The sequence below is a fragment of the Polaromonas sp. YR568 genome (assembly GCF_943369675.1).
Classification (GTDB): domain Bacteria; phylum Pseudomonadota; class Gammaproteobacteria; order Burkholderiales; family Burkholderiaceae_C; genus Polaromonas.
In genome coordinates this window covers 13,886-36,411 of record NZ_CALROB020000036.1, presented here as the reverse complement: position 1 = coordinate 36,411, position 22,526 = coordinate 13,886, and the positions used below count along the sequence as shown (strand labels likewise).

General features: G+C 66.3%; 20 protein-coding genes. 10 read left to right on the top strand and 10 right to left on the bottom strand.

Annotated elements, in window-relative coordinates; genetic code table 11:
* Positions 1–86: 86 nt before the first annotated feature.
* The 5 genes from ACLV8F_RS18355 to ACLV8F_RS18335 form a co-directional block, all read right to left on the bottom strand.
* Positions 87–1,775 carry a long-chain-fatty-acid--CoA ligase gene (locus tag ACLV8F_RS18355; protein ID WP_411885639.1) on the bottom strand — a complete coding sequence of 563 codons (1,689 nt, stop codon included), beginning with the start codon at positions 1,773–1,775 and terminating at the stop codon, positions 87–89.
* A gap of 174 nt (positions 1,776–1,949) precedes the next feature.
* Positions 1,950–3,374 carry an NAD(P)(+) transhydrogenase (Re/Si-specific) subunit beta gene (locus ACLV8F_RS18350; protein ID WP_411885638.1) on the bottom strand — a complete coding sequence of 475 codons (1,425 nt, stop codon included), beginning with the start codon at positions 3,372–3,374 and terminating at the stop codon, positions 1,950–1,952.
* Positions 3,371–3,697, bottom strand: a complete 327-nt coding sequence (locus ACLV8F_RS18345) for an NAD(P) transhydrogenase subunit alpha (protein WP_411885637.1) — start codon at positions 3,695–3,697, stop codon at positions 3,371–3,373. The genes ACLV8F_RS18350 and ACLV8F_RS18345 overlap by 4 nt, the downstream gene beginning before the upstream one ends.
* Positions 3,698–3,772: 75 nt before the next feature.
* Positions 3,773–4,888, bottom strand: a complete 1,116-nt coding sequence (locus ACLV8F_RS18340; RefSeq protein ID WP_411885636.1) for a Re/Si-specific NAD(P)(+) transhydrogenase subunit alpha — start codon at positions 4,886–4,888, stop codon at positions 3,773–3,775.
* Positions 4,889–5,134: 246 nt separating this feature from the next.
* On the bottom strand, positions 5,135–6,670 hold the full coding sequence (locus ACLV8F_RS18335; protein ID WP_411885635.1) for a CoA-acylating methylmalonate-semialdehyde dehydrogenase: 1,536 nt from the start codon (positions 6,668–6,670) through the stop codon (positions 5,135–5,137).
* A 168-nt stretch (positions 6,671–6,838) separates the two neighbouring features.
* Between ACLV8F_RS18335 and ACLV8F_RS18330 the strand changes: the two genes are divergently transcribed.
* The 3 genes from ACLV8F_RS18330 to mnmA all read left to right on the top strand — a co-directional run bounded on the left by ACLV8F_RS18330 (position 6,839) and on the right by mnmA (position 9,779).
* Positions 6,839–7,819, top strand: a complete 981-nt coding sequence (locus ACLV8F_RS18330) for a LysR family transcriptional regulator (RefSeq protein ID WP_411885634.1) — start codon at positions 6,839–6,841, stop codon at positions 7,817–7,819.
* 155 nt (positions 7,820–7,974) lie between these two features.
* On the top strand, positions 7,975–8,484 hold the full coding sequence (locus tag ACLV8F_RS18325) for an NUDIX hydrolase (RefSeq protein ID WP_411885633.1): 510 nt from the start codon (positions 7,975–7,977) through the stop codon (positions 8,482–8,484).
* A gap of 71 nt (positions 8,485–8,555) precedes the next feature.
* Positions 8,556–9,779, top strand: coding sequence for a tRNA 2-thiouridine(34) synthase MnmA (gene mnmA, locus ACLV8F_RS18320; protein ID WP_411885632.1), 1,224 nt, complete (start codon positions 8,556–8,558; stop codon positions 9,777–9,779).
* A gap of 11 nt (positions 9,780–9,790) precedes the next feature.
* On the opposite strand, the gene ACLV8F_RS18315 is transcribed toward mnmA, so the two are convergent.
* Positions 9,791–12,397 (bottom strand): CheR family methyltransferase, encoded by a 2,607-nt coding sequence (locus ACLV8F_RS18315; RefSeq protein ID WP_411885631.1) that lies wholly within the window; start codon positions 12,395–12,397, stop codon positions 9,791–9,793.
* 89 nt (positions 12,398–12,486) lie between these two features.
* Between ACLV8F_RS18315 and ACLV8F_RS18310 the strand changes: the two genes are divergently transcribed.
* The gene (locus ACLV8F_RS18310) at positions 12,487–13,095 is read left to right on the top strand and encodes a PAS domain-containing protein (RefSeq protein ID WP_411885630.1); all 609 of its coding nucleotides are present in this window, start codon (positions 12,487–12,489) and stop codon (positions 13,093–13,095) included.
* 37 nt (positions 13,096–13,132) lie between these two features.
* Here the strand turns inward: ACLV8F_RS18310 and ACLV8F_RS18305 are convergent, their stop codons facing one another.
* Positions 13,133–14,548, bottom strand: a complete 1,416-nt coding sequence (locus tag ACLV8F_RS18305) for a MipA/OmpV family protein (protein WP_411885629.1) — start codon at positions 14,546–14,548, stop codon at positions 13,133–13,135.
* A gap of 234 nt (positions 14,549–14,782) precedes the next feature.
* Between ACLV8F_RS18305 and ACLV8F_RS18300 the strand changes: the two genes are divergently transcribed.
* Genes ACLV8F_RS18300 through ACLV8F_RS18290 form a run of 3 tightly spaced genes read left to right on the top strand, consistent with a single transcriptional unit; the run spans position 14,783 to position 17,400 of the window.
* Positions 14,783–15,058, top strand: coding sequence for a DUF4242 domain-containing protein (locus tag ACLV8F_RS18300; protein WP_411885628.1), 276 nt, complete (start codon positions 14,783–14,785; stop codon positions 15,056–15,058).
* A gap of 9 nt (positions 15,059–15,067) precedes the next feature.
* Positions 15,068–16,891, top strand: a complete 1,824-nt coding sequence (locus ACLV8F_RS18295; protein WP_411885627.1) for a BTAD domain-containing putative transcriptional regulator — start codon at positions 15,068–15,070, stop codon at positions 16,889–16,891.
* 50 nt (positions 16,892–16,941) lie between these two features.
* Positions 16,942–17,400 (top strand): DUF2917 domain-containing protein, encoded by a 459-nt coding sequence (locus ACLV8F_RS18290; protein ID WP_411885626.1) that lies wholly within the window; start codon positions 16,942–16,944, stop codon positions 17,398–17,400.
* A gap of 21 nt (positions 17,401–17,421) precedes the next feature.
* On the opposite strand, the gene ACLV8F_RS18285 is transcribed toward ACLV8F_RS18290, so the two are convergent.
* Positions 17,422–18,381: a LysR family transcriptional regulator gene (locus ACLV8F_RS18285; RefSeq protein ID WP_411885625.1), complete on the bottom strand. Its 960-nt coding sequence runs from the start codon at positions 18,379–18,381 to the stop codon at positions 17,422–17,424.
* 113 nt (positions 18,382–18,494) lie between these two features.
* Between ACLV8F_RS18285 and ACLV8F_RS18280 the strand changes: the two genes are divergently transcribed.
* Genes ACLV8F_RS18280 through ACLV8F_RS18270 form a run of 3 tightly spaced genes read left to right on the top strand, consistent with a single transcriptional unit; the run spans position 18,495 to position 20,486 of the window.
* A complete protein-coding gene (locus ACLV8F_RS18280; RefSeq protein ID WP_411885624.1) occupies positions 18,495–19,133 on the top strand; it encodes a DsbA family protein in 639 nt (212 codons plus the stop codon).
* Between the two features lie 59 nt (positions 19,134–19,192).
* On the top strand, positions 19,193–20,092 hold the full coding sequence (locus ACLV8F_RS18275) for an MBL fold metallo-hydrolase (RefSeq protein WP_411885623.1): 900 nt from the start codon (positions 19,193–19,195) through the stop codon (positions 20,090–20,092).
* Between the two features lie 4 nt (positions 20,093–20,096).
* Positions 20,097–20,486, top strand: coding sequence for a nuclear transport factor 2 family protein (locus ACLV8F_RS18270; protein ID WP_411885622.1), 390 nt, complete (start codon positions 20,097–20,099; stop codon positions 20,484–20,486).
* Between the two features lie 76 nt (positions 20,487–20,562).
* Here the strand turns inward: ACLV8F_RS18270 and ssb are convergent, their stop codons facing one another.
* Together ssb and ACLV8F_RS18260 are read right to left on the bottom strand one after the other, a co-directional pair.
* Positions 20,563–21,063: a single-stranded DNA-binding protein gene (gene ssb / locus ACLV8F_RS18265; protein ID WP_411885621.1), complete on the bottom strand. Its 501-nt coding sequence runs from the start codon at positions 21,061–21,063 to the stop codon at positions 20,563–20,565.
* Between the two features lie 53 nt (positions 21,064–21,116).
* The gene (locus tag ACLV8F_RS18260; RefSeq protein ID WP_411885656.1) at positions 21,117–22,349 is read right to left on the bottom strand and encodes an MFS transporter; all 1,233 of its coding nucleotides are present in this window, start codon (positions 22,347–22,349) and stop codon (positions 21,117–21,119) included.
* Positions 22,350–22,526: the final 177 nt, after the last annotated feature.

Genomic DNA, 22,526 nt, shown 5'->3' with positions numbered 1-22,526 from the left:
CCCACAAAGCACAGACGCAAAAAAGGGCGACTCACGCCGCCCCGTAGAAAACCTTTGCAGGCTCTAAAAACTTGTTTGCCGTCGAATTACTTTTTGTCCCGCAACTCGCGGCGCAGAATCTTGCCGACCGGTGTCTTGGGCAGGTCGGTGCGGAACTCCACCACCTTGGGCTGCTTGTAGCCGGTCAGGTTGGCCTTGCAGTACTCGCGCACCTGGGCTTCGGTGAGGTCGGGGTTTTTCTTGACGATCACCAGCTTCACGGCTTCGCCGGACTTGTCGTCGGCCACGCCCACGCAGGCGCATTCCATCACGCCGTCGAGCTTGGCCACCACGTCTTCGATCTCGTTCGGGTAGACGTTGAAGCCGCTCACCAGGATCATGTCCTTCTTGCGGTCGACGATCTTGAAGAAGCCGTTTTCATCGAGCACGCCGATGTCGCCGGACTTGAAGTAGCCGTCGGGCGTCATGACCTTGGCGGTTTCGTCGGGGCGCTGCCAGTAGCCGGCCATGACCTGCGGGCCCTTGATGGCAATCTCGCCGGGCTGGCCCTGCGGCACTTCATTGCCGTCGTCGTCAAGCAGCTTGAAGTACGTGCCGGGAATCGGCACGCCGATGGTGCCGGTGAAGGCCTTGCTGTTGGTCGGGTTGCAGCTGGCCGAAGGCGAGGTCTCGGACAGGCCGTAGCCTTCGCAGACCGGGCAGCCGGTTTTTTCGAGCCACAGCTTGGCCACCGCGCTCTGCACAGCCATGCCGCCGCCGAGCGACACCTTCAGGTGCGACCAGTCCACGGTGTTGAAGTCCGGGTGGTTGGCCAGGCCGTTGAACAGCGTGTTGACCGCCGGGAAGCTGTTGACCTTGTGTTTGGAGAGTTCCTTGAGCACGGCGGGCAGGTCGCGCGGGTTGGGGATCAGGATGTTCTTGCCGCCGGTGCGCATGCCCAGCATCATGTTCACGGTGAACGCGAAGATGTGATACAGCGGCAGCGCGCAGACGTAGACGGGTTGCTGGCTCGCCGGCATGCTGGCCATGGCCGGGCCGTTCCAGGCTTCGGACTGCAGCACGTTGGCGATCACGTTGCGGTGCAACAGCACCGCGCCCTTGGAGACGCCGGTGGTGCCGCCGGTGTACTGCAGCACGGCCACGTCGTCGGGCTTGATGTCGGGGCGCTTGAGTGTTGCGCGCGTGCCCTGGGCCACCGCGTCGTTGAAGCGCACCGCGCCGGGCAGGTTGAAGGCCGGCACCATCTTCTTGACGTTGCGCACCACATAGTTGACCAGCGCGCCCTTGAGCATGCCCAGCTGGTCGCCCATGGCGCACAGCACCACGTGCTTGACCGGCGTGGCGGCGATGCACTGCTCCAGCGTGTTGGCGAAGTTCTCGATGATGACGATGGCCTTGGAGCCCGAATCCTTGAGCTGGTGCTCGAGTTCGCGCGGCGTGTACAGCGGGTTGACGTTGACCACCACGTAGCCGGCGCGCAGGATGGCGGCCACGGCCACCGGGTATTGCGGCACGTTGGGCATCATGATGGCGATGCGGTCGCCCTTCGCCAGGCCCAGGCTCTGCAGGTAGGCGCCGAAGGCCAGCGAGAGGCTGTCGGTCTGGCCGAAGGTGATGTCCTTGCCCATGAAGCTGTAAGCGACGCGGCTGCCGTGCTTCTTGAAGCTTTCCTCCATCAAGGCCACCAGCGACGGGTACTGCGACGCGTCGATGTCGGCGGGAACGCCCGGCGGGTAAGCCTTGAGCCAAGGGCGGTCAATGGTCGCTGCATTCATGTTTGTCTTCTCCATTACGTTTTGCTTACAGCCATGGATTCTCACGGCACGCCCTCTTCGTGGCTATTGCGTTTTCCCTAGGAAAGCCGGGAAATCAGAAGGGAAGCCCCTCTAAACCGGAGGGACCCGCGGCGCGCAGCCGCGGTACAGGCCGCGCGGGAAGCGGTTTACCGCTTATTCGATGGCCTTGCCCATGTCTTCGATGACCTTTTTGGCGTCACCGAACACCATCATGGTTTTGTCCATGTAGAAGAGCTCGTTGTCCAGGCCCGCGTAGCCGGCCGCCATGGAGCGCTTGTTGACGATGACGGTCTTGGCCTTGTAGGCCTCCAGGATGGGCATGCCGTAGATCGCGCTGCCCTTGACATGGGCCGCGGGGTTCACCACGTCGTTGGCGCCCAGGATGATGGCGACGTCGGCCTGGCCGAACTCGGCGTTGATGTCTTCCATTTCATGCACCTGGTCGTAAGGCACTTCGGCCTCGGCCAGCAGCACGTTCATGTGGCCCGGCATGCGGCCGGCCACCGGATGGATGGCGTACTTGACGTTGATGCCCTTGTCGATGAGCTTTTGCGCGAGCTCTTTCACCGAGTGCTGCGCGCGCGCCACCGCCAGGCCGTAGCCCGGCACGATGATCACGGTTTCGGCGTTGCCCAGGATGAAGGCAGCGTCGTCGGCGGAACCCGACTTGACGGGACGCTGCTCTTTGGCGCCCGCGGCGGCCGTGCCGGCCTCACCGCCGAAGCCGCCCAGGATCACGTTGAAGAAGGAGCGGTTCATCGCCTTGCACATGATGTACGAGAGGATGGCGCCCGACGAGCCGACCAGCGAACCGGCGATGATCAGCATGGCGTTGTTCAGCGAAAAGCCGATGCCGGCAGCAGCCCAGCCCGAGTAGCTGTTGAGCATGGACACCACCACCGGCATGTCGGCGCCGCCGATCGGGATGATGATCAGCACGCCCATCACGAAGGCCAGCGCCAGCATCGCGAAGAAGGCCGTCCAGTTGCCGGTCAGCATGAAGCCCACGCCCAGGCCGACTGTTGCCAGGCCCAGCACCAGGTTCAGCATGTGCTGGCCGGGGAAGGTCACCGGCGCGCCCTGGAACAGGCGGAACTTGTACTTGCCGCTGAGCTTGCCGAAGGCGATGACCGAGCCGCTGAAGGTCACGGCGCCAATCGCCGCGCCCAGGAACAGCTCAAGCCGGTTGCCGGTGGGAATCGGCAAGCCCTTGGCGGCGATGCCGAAAGCGTAAGGCTCGGCGACGGCGGCCACCGCGATGAACACCGCGGCCAGGCCGATCATGCTGTGCATGAAGGCGACCAGTTCGGGCATCTTGGTCATCTCGACGCGCTTGGCCATCAGCGTGCCGGCCGCGCCGCCGACCAGCAATGCGCTCAATACGTAGGCCATGCCGATGGCCTTGCCGCCCGAGGTCTCGACGATCAGCGCGCCGGTGGTCAGCACGGCAATCGTCATGCCGGCCATGCCGAAGAGGTTGCCGCGTATCGACGTGGTCGGGTGAGACAGGCCCTTGAGCGCCTGGATGAAGAAAACGGAAGCCACCAGGTACAGCAGCGTGACGATGTTCATGCTCATTTGGCGGCTCCTTCAGCAGGCGCGGCAACTTTTTTGTCCTTCTTGCGGAACATCTCCAGCATGCGGCGTGTGACCAGGAAGCCGCCGAAGACGTTCACCGCCGCCAGCGCCACGGCCAGCCAGCCCATGGTCTTGCCGAGCGGCGTTTCCGTCAGCGCGGCCGCCAGCATGGCGCCCACGATCACGATGGCCGAAATCGCGTTGGTCACCGCCATCAGCGGCGTGTGCAGGGCCGGCGTGACGGTCCACACCACGTGGTAACCCACGTAGATGGCCAGTACAAAAATAATCAGGTTGATGATGGTGGGTGACACTGCATCCATGGTCTTCTCCGTGAGAGCTGCGCCGGCGCGGGGCCGGCCTTACTTATTACGATGGGCCCGGTTGAACCGAAGCGGTTACTTCCGTTTGACCTCGCCGCCCTGCGTCATCAGGCAGGCGGCAACGATGTCGTCTTCCAGGTCGACCTTGAGCTCACCCTCTTTGGTGATGATGAGCTTGAGGAAGTCCAGCAGGTTGCGCGCATACAGCGCGCTGGCGTCGGCCGCGACGAGCGACGGCACGTTCGTCTCGCCGATCAGCGTCACGCCGTGCTTGACCACCGTCTTGCCGGGCTCGGTGAGCGGGCAATTGCCGCCTTGCGGCGCGGCCAGGTCGACGATCACGCTGCCGGGCTTCATGGCCTTGACCATGTCTTCGGTGACCAGCACGGGCGCGGCGCGGCCGGGGATCAGCGCGGTGGTGATGACCACGTCGGCCTGCGCCACGCGCTTGGCGACCTCGGCCTTTTGCCGCTCCAGCCAGCTGGGGGGCATGGGCTTGGCATAACCGCCCACGCCGACGGCGGCTTCGCGCTCCTCGTCGGTTTCATAAGGCACGTCGATGAATTTCGCGCCCAGCGATTCGACCTGTTCCTTCACGCTGGGACGCACGTCGCTGGCCTCGATGACCGCGCCCAGGCGCTTGGCCGTGGCGATGGCCTGCAGGCCGGCGACGCCGACGCCCAGGATCACCACGCGCGCGGCCTTGACCGTGCCGGCCGCCGTCATCAGCATGGGGAAGAAGCGCTGGTAGCGGTCGGCCGCCATGATCACGGCCTTGTAGCCGGCGATATTGGCCTGCGAGGACAGAACGTCCATGCTTTGCGCGCGGCTGGTGCGCGGCGCGGCTTCAAGCGCGAAGGAGGTCAGCTTCGCCGCGGCCAGGCGCTGCAGGCCGGGGGCATCAAACGGGTTGAGCATGCCGACCAGCACGCCGCCGGCTTTGGCCAGCCCCATTTCGCTGTCCAGCGGGCAACGCACCTTGAGCACGATGTCGGCGCCGTAGGCGCCCGCGGCATCGGTGATCTCGGCGCCGACGGCCGTGTAGGCCTCGTCGGGAACGCTGGCCGCAACGCCGGCGCCCGACTGCACACGGATGGTGTGCCCCTGGGCCTTGAGTTTCTTGGCCGTTTCGGGCGTGATGGCGACGCGTGTTTCTCCGGCCGTGATTTCGGCGGGTACCCCAATCAGCATGGGTCTCTCCTCAGTACGTTGGTATGGCTTGTGGACATCAGCCCGTGGACGGGCTTGTGCGGGAACTGTCTGCTGCGTGTCTGTCTCGGCGTTTGTATTTGTACCTGTCATGAAGCTTACATGAGATTTTTGCAAATTTTTGTCAGGGCAGTCTATAGTTTTTGCCCGTTTCGAAACGGCTTATAAAAATGGCCCCGCCAGCCGCCATGCGGTTGACGGGGCCGTCGCAGCCTCCCGCGCCCTGTGTTATTTGGCCGTCGGCATCACAAACTCGGCGCCCTTGCCGATGCTTTCGGGCCAGCGCTGCATGATGGATTTTTGCTTGGTGTAGAAACGCACGCCTTCTTCGCCATAGGCGTGCATGTCGCCGAACAGGCTCTTTTTCCAGCCACCAAAGCCGTGCCAGGCCATGGGCACCGGAATCGGCACGTTGATGCCGACCATGCCGACCTGGATGCGGCGGCTGAATTCGCGCGCCACGTGGCCGTCGCGGGTGTAGCAGCTCACGCCGTTGCCGAACTCATGGGCGTTGATCAGGTTCACCGCTTCGGCGAAATCCTTCACGCGCACGCAGCCCAGCACCGGGCCGAAGATTTCTTCCTTGTAGATGCGCATGTCGGGTGTGACGTGGTCGAACAGCGTGCCGCCCATCCAGAAGCCCTTGTCGCAGCCGTCGCCGGCCTGTGCGCCCTTGAAGCCGCGGCCGTCGACCAGCAACTTGGCGCCTTCTTTCACGCCGATGTCGATGTAGCCGGTGATGCGCTCGTGCGCGGCCGAAGTCACGATGGGGCCCATCTCGGCGTCGAGCTCCACGCCGTTCTTGATCACCAGGGTTTTGGCACGCGCTTCCAGCATGGGCACCAGCTTGTCCGCCACGTTGCCGACCAGCACCGCCACCGAGATCGCCATGCAGCGTTCGCCGGCCGAGCCGTAGCCCGCGCCTATCAATGCGTCCACCGCCTGCTCGAGGTCGGCATCGGGCATCACCACCATGTGGTTCTTCGCGCCGCCCAGGGCCTGCACGCGCTTGCCGTGGTGCGCGCCGGTTTCATAGATGTAGTTGGCGATCGGCGTGGAGCCGACGAAGGACACGGCCTTCACGTCCGGGTGCACCAGCAGCGCATCGACCGCTTCCTTGTCGCCCTGCACCACGTTGAAGACGCCGTCGGGCAAACCGGCCTGCTTGAGCAGGTCGGCCATGAACAGGCTGGGGCTGGGGTCGATGGGGCTGGGTTTCAGGATAAAGCTGTTGCCCGCGGCAATCGCCACCGGGAACATCCACATCGGCACCATCACCGGGAAGTTGAAGGGCGTGATGCCGGCCACAACGCCCAGGGGCTGGCGCAGCGTCCAGTTGTCGATACCGGTGGAGACCTGGTCGGTGAAGTCGCCCTTGAGCAGTTGCGGGATGCCGCAGGCGAATTCCACGATGTCGATGCCACGCGAGACCTCGCCCTGGGCGTCGGTGAAGACCTTGCCGTGTTCGGCGGTGATCATGTGGGCCAGCTTGTCCTTGTTCTGGTTGAGCAGTTCAAGGAACTTGAACATCACGCGCGCGCGGCGGATCGGCGGCGTGTCGGCCCAGGCCGGGAAGGCCGCCTGCGCGGACGCCACGGCGGCGTCGACCTCGGCCGTGCTGGCCAGCGCGACGTGGCCCGTCACGGCGCCGGTCGCGGGATTGAAGACCGGCTGGCTGCGGCCCGAGGTGGGCGCGGCGACGCGGCCCTGGAGGTAATGGCCGATGGTGGCCTGGGGTGCGGTGGCGGCGGGCGATAAAGACATGGGGGATTCCTCTGAAAGTGGTGGCCAGGCGGCTGGAAACGAAATAAAGGCCCCAAAGCGGGGCGGCTGATGGCAGTCTAGGCGCGCGAAGCCGAATTGATAACACCCTTATTTGTGATTACATTGTTCATATTCCTGAACAATTGGGCGTCTGATGCGCTCCATGCCATGTCTTCCGACCAGCTTTCCCCCCTCGTGGCCGACCTGCACCTGCTGACCGTGCTGGCCGCCACCCGCAGTTTTACCGAGACGGCGCGCCGCCTGGGCGTGTCCAAGGCCTCGGCCAGCATGCGCATCAGCGAGCTGGAACGCGCTGCCGGTGTGATGCTGGTGCGGCGCACTACACGCTCAGTGGGGCTGACGGAAGCCGGCCAGCAACTCGTCAACGGCATGCAGCCGGCCTTCAACCGCATCAGCGAAAGCTATTCAGCGGTGAAGGACCTGGTCGGCACGCCGCGCGGGTTGATCCGCGTGACGGCGCCTGTGGCGCTGGGGCGCCAGCACCTGGCGCCCTGCGTGGCCGCCTTCCTCAAGCGCTTTCCCGAAATCCACATCGAGCTGGAGCTGACCGACCGCTTCGTCAACCTGGCCAACGAGGGCTTCGACCTGGCGATACGCCACACCAACGCGCCGCCCGACACCCACGTGGCCTGGGTGCTCTGCGAGACGCGCTCCATCCTGCTGGCCAGCCCCGACTACCTGGCGCGGCGCGGCGTGCCCACGCAGCCGTCGGAACTGGCCGCGCACGACTGCCTGCTCTACCTGGGCAACCACAATGCCGCGAGCTGGACCTTTGTGCGCAGCGGCAAGCGTAAATCGCGTGAGCAGGTCGGCGTGAACGTCACCGGCACGCTCAAGGCCAACAACAGCGAAGTGCTGCGCGAGGCGCTGGTGGCCGGCCTGGGCATAGGCCTGCTGCCGGACTTCAGCGTGCCCGCGAGCGCCGGCCAGTCCCCCTCCCTGGTGCATGTGCTGCCCGACTGGCAGGTTCAGGGTTTTTTCGGAGAGCGCATCTACGCGTTGCGGCCCTGGTCGGCCCAGGTGCCCAAAGCGGTGCAGTATTTTGTCGAGCACCTGCGCGAGAGCTTTGCGCGGGGATTCGGCGCAAGCGCTCTTGCTCCCTCCCCCGCTGAGGGAGGGCTGGGGTAGGGGCCGACGGCCTCCAAACACCCTGGTGCAACTTCAAATGCCGGCGGCCCCCATCCCAACCTTCCCCAGCGGGGGAAGGAGCAAGCCCGGCACCCACCCCGTCCGGGGAAAAACACCCACAGGAACTGTCACGCGCGCCGCTGATAATCACCGCCATGAACAATCGATGGAAGCCCAGCGTCACGGTCGCTGCGGTCATAGAAAAAATAATCGACGGTGTCCCCAAATTCCTGCTGGTAGAGGAGCAGACCCGGGACGGCCTGAAGCTCAACAACCCCGCCGGTCACCTGGATCCGGGCGAAAGCCCGATCGAGGCCTGCGCCCGCGAGACGCTGGAAGAAACCGCCTGGCACTTCAAGCCGAAGTCCATCGTCGGCGTCTACCTGTCGCGCTTCGAGCGGGCCATGCCCGGCCAGGACGAGCCGATGGACATCACCTACCTGCGCTTTGCGTTTTGCGGCGAACTCGGCGAGCACGTGGCCGGCCAGGCACTCGACGAGGGCATCGTGCGCACCGTCTGGCTGACGGCCGACGAAATCCGCGCCAGCGTCGACATGCACCGCAGCCCCCTGCTGCTGACCTGCATGGAGGACTACCTGGCGGGCAAACGTTATCCGCTGGCGCTGGTCACCACCGACCCCAGCGTGTACCCGGTCCACGCCTGAGCAGCTTGCGGGATGGGGCGGCCGGAGACCCTGCGGCGCCAGGGTCAAGCCATCAAACCTAAAATACCGGCATGCAAAAGCCGGGAACGCGCCAAAGAATCGTCGTGGGTTTGAGCGGAGGCGTGGACTCCGCGGTGACCGCGCACCTGCTCAAACAGCAGGGCCACGAGGTCATCGGCATCTTCATGAAGAACTGGGAAGACGACGACGACAGCGAATACTGCTCGTCCAACATCGATTTTGTCGACGCCGCCGCCGTCGCCGACGTGATCGGCATCGAGATCGAGCACGTCAATTTCGCGTCCGATTACAAGGACCGCGTGTTCGCCGAATTCCTGCGCGAATACCAGGCCGGCCGCACGCCGAACCCCGACATCCTGTGCAACGCCGAGATCAAGTTCAAGGCCTTCCTGGACCACGCCATGCGCCTGGGCGCCGAGAAAATCGCGACCGGGCACTACGCCAGGGTGCGCCATAACGAAGCCACCGGCCTGCATGAGCTGCTCAAGGGCCTGGACCCGGCGAAAGACCAGAGCTACTTCCTGCACCGCCTGAACCAGGCGCAGCTGTCGAAGACGCTGTTCCCGGTGGGTGAGCTGCGCAAGACCGAAGTGCGCCGCATCGCCGACGAGATCGGCCTGCCCAACGCGAAGAAAAAAGACTCGACCGGCATCTGCTTCATCGGCGAGCGTCCTTTCCGTGATTTCCTGAACCGCTACATCGCCAAGGCGCCCGGCCCCATCAAGAACGACAAGGGCCGCGTGCTCGGTGAACATGTGGGCCTGTCTTTCTACACGCTGGGCCAGCGCCAGGGCCTGGGCATAGGCGGCGTGAAAGCCAAAGGCGCCGACCTCAAGGCCGCGCAGGCGCGCGGGCTGCGCGGCGTGGGCGAACACGAGCCCTGGTTCGTGGCGCGCAAGGACATCGATACCAACACGCTGTGGGTGGTGCAGGGCCATGAGCATCCCTGGCTGCAATCAACGGTGCTGACGGCGCAGGACTGCAGCTGGGTGGCCGGCAGCGCGCCTGCGCCCGGCGCCATGGCCGCCAAGGCGCGCTACCGGCAGGCCGACGCCACCTGCGAGCTGCGCCAGTCCTCCATCGACAGCTGCGAACTCGCGTTTGCCGACGCGCAATGGGCGGTGACGCCGGGGCAGTCGGCCGTGCTGTACCAGGGTGATGTCTGCCTGGGCGGCGGCGTGATCACCGCCAGCAACGTGCGGCAGGACCTTCCTGTCCAGGCCGCGCCGGCGCCGGCCCGTGCGGCGCGCCGGGCGGCCGCCCCTTCCGCTTAAGATTTTTCCGCTTAAGCCTGCTCGTTCTTTTTTGCGCCGCCGGCGCGCGGCTTTGCCTTGCCCGCCTGCACCTTGCGCAGGGATGCCTCCAGCTGCTTGGCCAGGCTGATGTCGCTGAAGGTGATCACGACCCCGTCGATGCGGTTGTCCTGCGTGCGGTAGGGCATGATGCGCACCATGAACCAGCGGCCTTCATTGGCCGCGACTTCTTTTTCCTGGAACATCAGGGTGCGCAGCACCTCGCGCGCATCGCCGGCCAGATCCCGGTAGTCCATGGCGGAAACGATGTCGGTGATGGGCCTGCCGACGTCGCCGGCGATCAGCTTGAACAGGCCCGTGGCGCGCGTCGTGAAGCGCCGCACGTTCAGGTGCCGGTCCAGGAACAGCGTCGCGATGTCGGTGCTGTTGAGCAGGTTGTCCATGTCGTCGCTGGCGCGCGCCAGCGCATCCACCCGCGCCTGCAGCTCGGCGTTCACGGTCTGCAGCTCCTCGTTGATGGACTGCATCTCCTCGCGCGAGGTGGTCAGTTCCTCATTGGCCGACTGCAATTCCTCATTGGCCGACACCAGGCCCTCCTGCGCGGCCTGCATGTCCTCGCGCGTGGACTGGTGTTCCTCGCGCGAACGGGCCAGCTCGCGCAGCAATTCCGCAACCCGCCGGTCGCGGCCTGCATCGGCTTCGCCACTGTCCGGCGGCTCCGGCGGCGCCGGCGCATCCGTGAACACCACCATCACCAGCCCCTGCAAGGCCTCGGGCGATTCCAGCGGCTCCACGGTCGCGCCGAAAGCCATCGCCTGGCCGTCCACGCTGACGCTGACCGGCTCCAGCACCGCGGGCGCCTTTTCCCGCAGCGCGCGGTGGAACACCTCGCCCAGGGGCTGGCTCAGGCCGGGGCGCGCCATCGCGAACAGGTTCAGGTTGGCCTTGCCGGCGGCCGGCTCGAGGTACTTGCCGGTCTTGCCGCTGAAATAAACGATGTCGGCCTGCGCCGTGACCAGCACGGCGGCGGGCGCGAACTTGCGCGCCAGCACCTGGTCGGCCAGCATCTGCAGGCTGCCGGCGCCCGGCAGGGGTTTACGCGCTGAAGGCATGTGCAGGGGCGCTGACAGCACCCCCTCAGGGTAGGCCGGGAAACTTCCGACGCGGGCCGCGGCGTCGAGCCGGCGGTAGATACGGGTTTTTGCGCCCAGCGGCATGAAGAGGTCGCTGGACTGGCCTATGGTTTCCGCGCTTCCCAGCACCAGGATGCCGCCCGGGTTCAGGCTGTGGTGGAACAGCGGCATCAGCTTTTGCTGCAGCTCGGGCTCCAGGTAGATCAGCAGGTTGCGGCAGCTCAGCACGTCCAGCCGCGCGAAGGGCGGGTCGCTGGCCAGGCTTTGCTGGGCAAACACGACCATGGCCCGGATGTCCTGCCGCACGCGATAGCCGCCCGGCACGCGGGTGAAAAACCGCTCCAGCCGCTCGGGCGAGACGTCGGCCGTGATGTTCTCGGGGTAGACGCCCCTGCGGGCCCTGGCCACGGATTCTTTTTCCAGGTCGGTGGCAAAAATCTGCAGCGACAAGTCGGCCGGCTCTTCGAGTTCGGCCACGGCCTCCGCGAACACCATGGCCAGGGTGTAGGCCTCTTCGCCCGTCGAGCAGGCCGCCACCCAGGCCCGCAGCGCGCCGCCTTCGGGCCTGCTGCGGACCAGCCGCGGGAACACCTGCTGGCGCAGGTGCTCCCAGACCTCCGGGTCGCGAAAAAAACTGGTCACGCCTATCAGCAGCTCCTTGTAAAGCAGCTCGGCCTCCACCGCATTCTCGCGGACGTGGCGCAGGTAGGCGTCCGCCGTCCCCATCTGGTGGATGGCCATGCGCCGCTGGATGCGCCGGTACACCGTGCCTTTTTTGTAAAGGCTGAAGTCGTGGCCGGTCTGCGCGCGCACCAGGATCAGCACTTTTTCAAGCGTCGAGTGCAGGCTGTCCGCCTGAGGCCCGAGCTGCGCGTCCAGGCCGCTTTGCGCCATCATGGGGTGCGCGAAATAAGCCAGGATCTTTCGCGGCAACTGCGCGGCGGGCGCCACCATGTCGGCCAGGCTGGCGTCGATGACGCTGCGCGGCATGGCCTCGAATCTGGCCGTGTCCGGCGCCTGCACCAGCACCACGCCGGCTTTTTCCTTCAGGGCCCGCGCGCCCATGGTGCCGTCCGAGCCCATGCCCGAAAGGATCACGCCGGCCGCATTGGCCTGCTGGTCGACGGCCAGCGCGCGCAGGAAAAAATCAATCGGCAGGCCATGGCCGCGCGCGCCGGCGGGTTTGAGCAAGTGCAGCACGCCGTTCAGGATGGACACCTCAAAGCCGGGCGGCGCGACATACACATGGTCGGCCTCCACCGGCATCAGGTCTGCGACCTGCAACACCGGCAGCAGCGTGACACGCTGCAGCAGCGGCACCAGCGAACTCTCCTTGTCCGGGTCCAGGTGCTGCACCACGACAAATCCCAGGCTGCTGGCGTCCGGCACCTGGGCGAAAAACTGCTCCAGCGCCTCCAGCCCTCCCGCCGAAGCGCCGATTCCTACGATGGCCAGCGGTTTTGTCTGTGCCACGACAGGGGATACCGGCTTGTGTTGTGAGGTCATGTTTGTTACAAAGAGAAGCTGTCACCGTCGCATGACTGAATGGGACTGGATAGTCTACGCCGCGCAGGCCGCGGCAAACCTGGAACCCCATGAGCACATCCCCAACACCCTCCGACCTGTTGCGCAGCAAAGCCGAAAAGCAGCTGGCCGCTCGCAAAGCCTGGGCGGTGCCCGACGGCGGGGTCGACCAGCTCAAGCTGATCCATGAACTGCAGGTTCACCAGATCGAGCTGGAGATGCAGAACGAAGTGTTGAACGAAACCTTCGCCCACGTGGATGCGCTGCGCGCCAAGTACCAGGACCTCTATGAGTTCGCCCCGGTGGGTTACCTCACGCTGTCCACCGACGGCAACATCCTCGAACTGAACGGGCGCGCGGCTTTGCTGCTGGGCCAGAACCAGCACGGCCTGCCCGGCCGGGCGCTGCGCGAGTTTTTCAGCGCCGCGTCGGTGGCCAGCCTGGACCAGCTGCTGGAAGATGCGAAGCGCAGCATCGATGAGGTGTCCGCGCAAAGCCTTGAGCTGCGCCGGCCCCGGCAGCTGCCGGTCTACGTGAATGCGCAGGCGAGGGCCTTCACCGAGCCGCTGGGCGGCGACACCCGCATCCGCCTGGCCATGATGGACGTGTCGGCCCTCAAGATGGCCACCGAGGACGCGCTCCACGCGATGGACAAGGCCACGGGCCCGGACCCTTCCTGAGCCCCGGGCCACGCCGCCCGCTCAATCACTCACGCGCTCACAGCGCGCTTTCGACATAGGTGTAGATGTAGTTGGAGCCGCCGTTGACGTTGCCCAGCAGGCGCGATGAACCAAAGATGCCGGAACGGTGCGACACGCCGAACCCGATGTAGGTCTCCTTGAGCGGCCGGTAGCCTATCAGGTCGCCCAGGCTCACGTCGATGGTCGGATCCAGGTAGTTCAGCATGCGCGAGGCCGGCTTGCCGTTGGCGGCCTGGCTGGCCGCCTCGATGTAAGGCACGCGCTGCGCCATGGACACCCCCACTCCCAGACCCAGCCGTGTCTTCACGCGGTCGCTCCAGGGGAAGCCGGAGTACACCGCTTTCATGAACAGGTCGAGCTGCACGCCGTTGGGCTGCAGGCCGCGGTCGTTGTGGTGCGTCAGACCCACGTAGCCGATGAAGTCCAGCGGCCAGCCGTTGACGTTGTTCAGGAAGGGCTTGCCCACCTGGATGCCGGTGATGCTGGTCGAATTGGTTTTCGCCGTCGACAGGCACTGCGCCGTGATGATCTTGGCCAGGTGGCAGCCGTCCTCGGTCGACTTGCCGTACAGCGCCTTGAAATAGGTGGGCGTGTCGTTCTCGGCCCATTCGCGCTTGTGGCCGCCGAAGTCGTAGGCCACACCCACGTAGGCGGCGGGCAGCACGCCTTTTTGCACGATGGGGCTGTCCTTGACCTTGGCGTCCAGCATGGTCGCAGAGATGCCGGCCAACAGGCGCCAGCCCTGCGTGAGGTCGTAGGAGCCGTAAAGGCCTATCGAGGTATTGATGCCGGCACCGGGCGCATAGGCCGGACGGCCGGGCGTGGCCTCGCCGGGCTGCACGCCGTAGTAATAGTTGTTGAGCTTGGAATCGCGCACCGCCACCGTCAGGCTGGGGCGCAGCATCCAGGGGCCGGAGCGCCAGTCGTAGGAATAGCCCAGGCGCAGTTCATTGCCCTTGTAGGTGTTCCCGATGTCGTGCACAAACTCAGCCTCCAGCGTGCCCCAAGGCTGGCGCCAGCGGTAAGCCAGGCCCAGGTCGATGGCCGAGTCACGCGTCGCCATGCCGGCCAGGCTGGCCGGCAGGTTCTCGGTCGGAAAGCCTTCCAGGCGCTGCTCGACAAAAACGTCCAGCCGCTGCTCGCCGCTGTTGAGTATCTTCACGCCGCCCCGGTTGGCGCGCAGGAACAGGCGCTCGCCTTCATACAGGTAGAGCGGCAGCAGGTCATAACGGTTGCCAGCATCCTTGTAAGGTGAACGCTCCACACGCGTCACAAAACCCAGCCCCGCGCTGCCGGGCTCCGAGAGGATTTCGGTGAGCGGCTCGGTGTTGCCGGCGGCCAGGGCCGGCGCCGCCGCGCACAGCCCGCCCAGCACAAGGGCGGCACTGCGCAGGAGGCCGCGCGGCAAAGAAGGCAGAGGGAAGCGGTTCATCATGTTTTTCTTAAAGTGTTGGGGCCGGCCGCAGCGATCAGGCGCGGCAAACATTCCGATGCTATCCATGAACAGCGCAAAGAAGCCGGCTAATTTGTAAGCCAACCGGCACAGATGGCATAGGCCGGCGCCTCTCTGTGAATAAATAACAAAGGCCCTGAACGTTTTCCTCAAACGCGGGCTCACACGTAAACTGCCTATCTTCGGGTCTCCACTCACTCAACGGAGACTTTTATGCCCAAATTCGTCATCGAACGCGTCATCCCCGGACTCGGCGACCTCAAGCCCGCCGAACTGCAATCCATTTCCCGGAAATCCTGCGGCGTGCTGCAGGAACTGGGGCCCGACGTCCAGTGGGTGCAAAGCTACCTCACGGGCGGCAAGATGTACTGCATCTACAACGCGGCCAGCGAAGAACTCGTGAGGGAGCACGCCCGCAGGGGCGGCTTTCCGGCCGACGCCGTCACGCGCGTCACCGGCGTCATCGACCCCACCACCGCCGAAGCCTGAGGCCCGCCGGTGACGCCGCAAGCCCCGAACGACGCGCCGCCCCTGGGGCTTGCCATCCACCTGCTCGGCCCGCCGCGCGTCGAGCGCGGCGGCCGGGCCGTGCCGGCGCCGCGCGGGCACAAGGTCTGGGGCCTGCTTGCCTACCTGGCGCGCAGCGAGGCGCCCGTCAGCCGCCAGCAGCTGGCCGGCCTGTTGTTCGAGGAGGCGGAAGACCCGCTGGCCGCGCTGCGCTGGAACCTCAGCGAGCTGCGGCGCCTGCTCGGCACCGCGGAGCTGCGCGGCGAACTGATCGCGCTGCCGCCGGCGCCGGCCTATGTCGACCTCAACGCCGTGCTGTCGGGCAGTTGGGCGCAAGCCCTGTGCGTGCCCGGCCTGGGCCACGAACTGCTGGAAGGCATGAATTTTTCGGGCAGCCCGGCCTTCGAGGTCTGGCTGGCCACCGAGCGCCGCCACCTCCAGGCCGCCGCCGAAGCCGTGCTGCGTGAAGCCGCGCAGGCGCGCATGGCCGCCGGCGCCATGGCCGAAGCCGCCACACTGGCCGGCCGGCTGGTGCGGCACAACCCGCTCGACGAAAACTACCAGGCCCTGCTGGTGCGCAGCCTCGCGGCCGCGGGTGACGGCGTAGGCGCGGCGCGCCAGGCCGCGGCCTGCCGTGAATTGTTCCAGCGCGAACTCGGCGTACAGCCCGGCGCCACGCTGGACGCGGCCCTGGGCACACTCACCGCGGCACCCACCGCCCGGCCCGCCACCGGGCGCGCAGCGGCACTCGCGCAACTCGAGGCCGGGGAGGCGGCGATCAGCGCCGGCGCCCTTGATGCCGGCCTGCAATGCCTGCGCCGCGCCATCGCCGAGGCGGACGCCACCGGCGACGCCGTGCTGCGCGCGCGCACCCGCGTGGCCCTGGGCGGCGCGCTGGTGCGTGCCGCGCGCGGCCGCGACGAGGAAGGCGCCACCGCGCTGCACGAAGCGCTGGAGGTCGGCCGCGATGCCTCGCCGGTGCTCGCCGCCGCCGCGTGCCGTGAACTCGGCTACGTCGAGTTCCTGCGCGGCCGCTATGAGCGCACGCTGGCCTGGCTGCAGCGCGCCAGGCCGCTGGCCGGCGAGGACCGCGCGGAGCTGGCACGCATCGCCACCGTCTGCGGCTCCGCGCTCAGCGACACCGCGCATTACGCGGCCGCCATCGCCCTGCTGCGCGAGGCCGAAGCGCTGGCTGCTGCCGCGGGCGACAACAAGCAGCTCGCCTATGCACTGTCCATGCTGGGCCGCGCGCTGCTGCTGCACGGTGATCTCGACGCCGCCGGCGATGCGCTGGACCGCTCGGTGGCGCTGGCCCAGCAGGGCTGGACCGCCTTTGTGCCCTGGCCGCAATCGCTGCGCGCCGAACTCGACCTGCTGCGCGGCAACGTCGATGCCGCCGCGAACCGTTTTGAACACGCGTTTGCGCTCGGCTGCCAGATCGGCGACCCCTGCTGGGAAGGCATGGCCGGCCGCGGCCTGGGGCGCGTGGCCATGGCGCGCGGCGAGCCGCGGCGCGCCGTCGAAATCCTCACCGACGCGGTGGCGCGCTGCGTGCGCCTGCCCGACGCCTACCTTTGGGGCAAGGCCTATGCGCTCGACGCGCTGTGCGATGCCGCTGTGGCGCAGGTAATGCCCCAGGCGTCGGCCTGGATCAACGAGATGCAGGACCTCGCCGCGCGCAGCGGCATGCGCGAGTTCACGGTGCGCGCCTGCCTGCACCGCGCGGCGCTCGGTGACGGCGCAAGCGCGGCGGCGGCCAGGCTGCTCGCCGGCCAGATCGACAACCCCACGCTGCACGCCCTGGCCAGGCTCTGACGGCGGCGACACGCGGCAAGGCCCGCGCGACAACACCTCAAAAATTCATCATGAATACAAAATCAAACGGCACCGCATTTCACGGCGGCATCCGGCGCCTGACGCCCGGCCAGACGCTGCGCCTGCGCCAGAGCGGCGAACTGACGGTGCTGCGAGGCCGGCTCTGGCTGACCCGCAACAAGGACCCGGACGATCACTTCATCGAAGCGGGGCAGCGCGTACGCCTCGGTGCCGGTGAGAACGCAGTGATTGAGCCGGCGGGCACTGCGCAAGGCGCGAGCCTGCACTGGGAGCCCTGCCGCCGGAATTTCGCCCGCGCCCTGCTCGCCAGGCCCTTGAGCGGCGCGGCCTTCCTGGCCCTGTTGGCAGCCCGCGGTTTCATGGCGCTGGCACGCATTGCCGCCGCGGGCGCCAGGCGCGCGCGAGGCCACAGCGAAATTCGCTACGGCTACGCCGCGTTCATCGCGCTGGAAGGCGGCAGGGCGCGGGAGCCGAGCCGGCGCTCCTGAAAGAACGCGACAGGCTGGACGTCAGCCTCCATTTGACGCGTTGACGGCCTGGCGTTGTTGCTCTCTGTCCGCCAACAGGTCGACGAAGGCACGGACCTTCGCGGGACGAAAGCGCGCGGCCGGAAACACCGCATGGATACCGCCCGAAGGCAGATGCCACTGCGGCAAGACCTGGATGAGACGGCCGACGGCGAGATCGTTCGCCACCGCATAGTCCGGGAGCACCGAAAGCCCCGCGCCCTGGCACACGGCTTCGCGCACGGCTAGCGTGGCATCGAGAAAAATCGAGGCCTGCACGTTCACGACCTGGTGTTCAATCTCGTTGAGCGAGAAATTCCATGTGAGATGGTCGCGCAGGGCGGTGTTGGCAATGAAGGGCAGGCCGGCGATGTCTTGCGGGCCGGTGAGCCGCGCCACTTGCGGCTGCATGGCCGGCGACGCCACGAGCAGTTGCCGGAAAGCGCCGATTTTTCGCGCCTGCAGGCTGGTTTCGGCGAGCCAGCCGACACGGATCGCCAGTTCGATGTTGCCCGACATGAGGTCCAGCGTCTGGTCGGTGAGGGCCGCATCGACCTTGCACGCAGGATAGCGCCGGGTAAAGGCGGCGATGGCCGGCACCACCACGCCGACACCATAGTCGAAAGGCGCGGTGAGCCGCAGCATGCCGGACGGCTCCGCCGAGGTTTCGGCCAGGTCGTCAAAGGCATCCCCGGCCTCGCGCAGGATCAGCGCGCAGCGCAGGTAGAAGGCCTGGCCCAGTTCTGTGGGCTGCACCTTGCGCGTGGTGCGGACCAGCAGCGACGTCCGGAACTCGCGCTCAAGCCGGGCGACCTGCTGGCTGACCACCGCCTTGGTGATCCCCAGGCGATCCGCCGCCGCGGTGAAGGAGCCGGTTTCCACCACTGCCGCGAAGTAGGCCAGGCGCCTCAGGTTTCCCAGCCCGCCGAGGCCACCCTCGTCTTGATTGTTTGCCTTAAACATACATTGTGTTTATCAGAGACGTCTTTAACAGTCAATAAAGAGTGCCTACGATCACAGCCAGTGAGCAAAAACACCGAAGAACACCAAGAGAACAGCAGAACCCCGGAAACCCCATGACCAAGACCCTCCATTACCTGTTCGACCCCCTTTGTGGCTGGTGCTACGGCGCCATACCGGCACTCTCGGCATTGAGCGAAGTTCCCGCTGTCAATCTCGAATTGCTGCCCACCGGGCTGTTCGCTGGTGAGGGCGCACGGCCCATGAACAGTGAGTTCGCCGCCTACGCCTGGTCCAACGACCAGCGCATCGAGCGCCTGACGGGGCAGCGTTTCACCGAGCAGTATCGGGAGCGGGTTCTCGGTGATCGCCAGCGGCTGTTTGACAGCGGTCCCGCCACGGTGGCGCTGACGGCCGTGTCATTGACGGCGCCGGACCGGGAACTGGAAGCCCTCAAGGCGATACAGAGTGCGCGCTACGTGGACGGCAAGGACACGACCTCGCTGGAAACGCTGGCCGGCGTTCTGCGCGGGCTCGGCCTTGAACAGGCTGCGACAAGGGTGGCGCAACCCGATGAGGATCTTCTCGCGGCCAACCAAGCCCGCATCCACCGCGCACAGGCCTTGATGCGGGAGTTCGGCGCGCGTGGCGTGCCCACCCTGGTGGCCGAATCAAGCGCGAAGCGCTGGGTCGTGAACCACGCCGATTTTTATTCCAACCCGAGCGCGCTGGCCGGCGAACTCGAGGCGGCCTGAGCCCCACCGCCCTCCGCCCAACCCCTTTCGGTTAACCGTTCAAGAAGAAGGAAAAAACCATGACCACACGAAGAGAAGCAATCAAAACTGTAGCCGGCGCGGCTGTCGCGACGGCCATCTTAGGAGTGAAAAGCGCTATGGCTGCAAATACCCAACTGACCTGGAAACATTTCCCCGCTGGCGAACATGGATTCTTCCGTGCCCCGGTACTGATCTCCGGCGACCGCGAGGCCGTCCTGATCGATGGAGGCTTTACGCTTCCCGACGGCAAGGCGCTGGCCGAGGCCATCAAGGCCACGGGCAAGAAGCTCACGACCGTCTACATCAGCCAGAGTGATCCTGACTACTACTTCAGTCTCGCGCCCATCAAGGCGGCGTTTCCCGACGCGAGGGTGATCGCCGCGCCGGCCACGATAGCGGCCATCAAGGGCAATGTAGAAAAGAAACTGGCGACCTGGGGCCCGCAGCTCAAGGAGAACGGTCCGCAGGCCCTGGCGGACATCGTGATGCCTGAAGCCTTTGACGGCCGCAGCCTCACCCTGGAAGGCCAGGCCATCGAGATCGCCGATGCCGACGGCCTGGCCAACCGCCGCTACATCTGGGTGCCTTCGCTGAACGCCATCTTTGGCGGCGTGCTGCTTTTCTCCGGTGTTCACGTGTGGACCGCCGACACGCAGGGCGCCGAGGCCCGCGCCGCATGGGTGAAAGCGCTTGACGTCATGGCCGCTCGCAAACCCGCCGTGGTGGTCCCCGGTCACATGGCGACGGCTGCCGCAGTAGACGCAAGCGCGATCAAATACACCCGCGACTATCTCGTCGCTTTCGAGGAGGAGCTTGCCAAGGCCGCCGACAGCGGCGCCCTCATCGCTGCCATGACCCGGCGCTACCCGAACGCCGGCATGGGTGTGGCGCTGCAAATTGGCGCCAAGGTCGCCAAGGGCGAGATGAAGTGGGGTTGAAGCCATGATGTCGAATATCGACATCGTCCGTGCCCACTACGCGGCGTCGGCGCAGGGAAACGTCGGCGAGATGATGGCCCATGTTTCGCCGCAGGTGCGCTGGACCGAGATGGCGGGGTTTCCCTGCGCGGGCACGTGGGCCGGCCCGCAAGCGGTTGCCGACAACGTCTTTGCCGTGCTGGGCAGGGACTGGATCGGCTATCGCTTCGAACTGCAAAGCCTCATCGACGGTGGCGACCACATCGTCGCGGTGGGGAGCTACCACGGCACTTACCGCGCCACGGGAAAGAAAATGCAGGCCCGCGTGGCCCACGTCTGGCATCTGCAAGACGAGAAAATCGCGGCCTTCGAGCAATTCACGGACACGCTGCTGGTCCGTCAGGCCATGAGCTGATCAACCTGTAGCCAAAGAAAAAGCCCACTCTTCGAGAGAAGAGTGGGCTTCAGTCATCAAGACCTGATTTTCCGACTTAAAACGGGATGTCGTCATCCATATCGTCAAAACCGCTGGCCGCCTTGGAGGCTGCGGGGGCCTGGCGCGGTGCGGCTGCGGCCGGCGCGCGCGCCGGTGCCGACTGGCGCGGGGCTTCGTAGCCGCCGCCACCGCCGTCGTCACCGCCGGGGCCGCCCATGCCCTGGCGGCTGCCCAGCATCTGCATCTGGTCGGCGCGGATTTCGGTGGTGTATTTTTCGATGCCGTCCTTGTCGGTCCACTTGCGCGTGCGCAGCGAGCCTTCGACGTAGACCTGCGAGCCCTTGCGCAGGTACTGGCCGACGATCTCGGCCAGGCGGCCGTTGAACACCACGCGGTGCCATTCGGTGGCTTCCTTCATTTCGCCGGTCTGTTTGTCCTTCCACTTGTCGGTGGTGGCGATGGTGACGTTGGCGACCTGGTCGCCGCTCGGGAAGCTGCGCATTTCGGGGTCTCGGCCCAGATTGCCGACGACGATGACTTTGTTGACGGATGCCATAAGGTTTCTCCTGAGCTGATCTACAGGGCCGGGCCCTGCTATTTATGAATAACTCACAGTTTAACTGGCCGGCCCGGCAAAGCCTCGCCGGCTGGGGCTGCCGGGGCGGCATGGCGCCCCGGCGCCTTCATGGGCCAGGCCACCAGCAGCCACACCAGCATCAGGCCGCCGCACACCACAAAAAGCCCCTGGGCGCCGTGCGCCTTGGTGAGCCAGCCGCCGACGGCGCCGCCGGCGAAAAAGCCCAGCGATTGCAGCGTGTTGTAGACGCCCAGCGCCGCGCCGCGCGCATGCGCGGGCGCCAGGCGGGAGGCCAGGCTGGGCTGGGTGGCTTCGAGCACGTTGAAACCGCAGAAAAACAGGAAGAGCAAGGCGGCCAGCCCGGCCAGGCCGTGCGGCGCCGCGGCCGCGGGCGCCACCCACAGCAGGCCCAGCTGCACCACAAAAATCAGGGCCGCGGCGCCCAGGAACACGGCCCGCAGGTAGCCGCGCCGCTCCAGCGGGAACAGCACCGCGCCCATCACCACGAAGGAGGCCAGCACCGCCGGCAGGTAGACCTGCCAGTGCCTGGCCTTGTCCAGCCCGGCGTCCACCAGCAGCGCCGGGATCGCCACCCACATGGCCAGTTGCACCGCATGCAGGATGAAGACGCCGGCATCCAGGCGCAGCAGGGCCGGGTTTTTGAGGACCTCCAGCACGCTGCCGCGCGGGCGGTTCACATGCTCCACCGGCTCGGGCGGCACCCACCAGGCGACCACCGCGATGCCGGCCAGCGCCAGCCCGCCGGTCAGGGCAAACAAGCCGTGCAGGCCGATATGAGACACCAGCAGCGGCGCGATGACCAGCGAGAGCGCGAACATCAGCGCGATGCTGCCGCCCACGAGCGCCATGGCTTTGGTGCGGACCTCATCGCGTGTGGAGTCGGCCAGCAGCGCGGTCACGGCGGCCGAAATGGCGCCGGCGCCCTGCAGCGCGCGGCCGGCGACCAGCCAGTTCAAATCGGGCGCCCAGGCCGCGATAAAGCTGCCCAGGGCAAAAATCACCAGGCCGGAAATGATCACCCGCTTGCGGCCCCACCAGTCCGAGGCGATGCCGAAGGGGATTTGCAGGATTCCCTGCGTCAGCCCGTAAATGCCCATGGCCAGGCCGACACGCGCCGGATCGTCGCCCCCGGGATATCTGGCCGCTTCCAGCGCGAACACCGGCAGCACCAGGAACAGGCCCAGCATGCGCAGCGCAAAAATAGACGCCAGCGAGGCGCTGGCGCGCCGCTCGGTGGCGGTCATGGGATAGGAAGGCAGGGCGGAGGAGGCTGGCGGCACGGTCGGTGGAGAGGGATAGGAGAAAGGGGTCGGAAGCCTGTGCCGCGAATCCACGGCCGGAGCGCCTATTGTCTTTGAATTGGCGCCCCGCCCGCCGGGGAAGCCGGGAAGAACAGGGGAAAGCGCCAACACGCCCTGGAT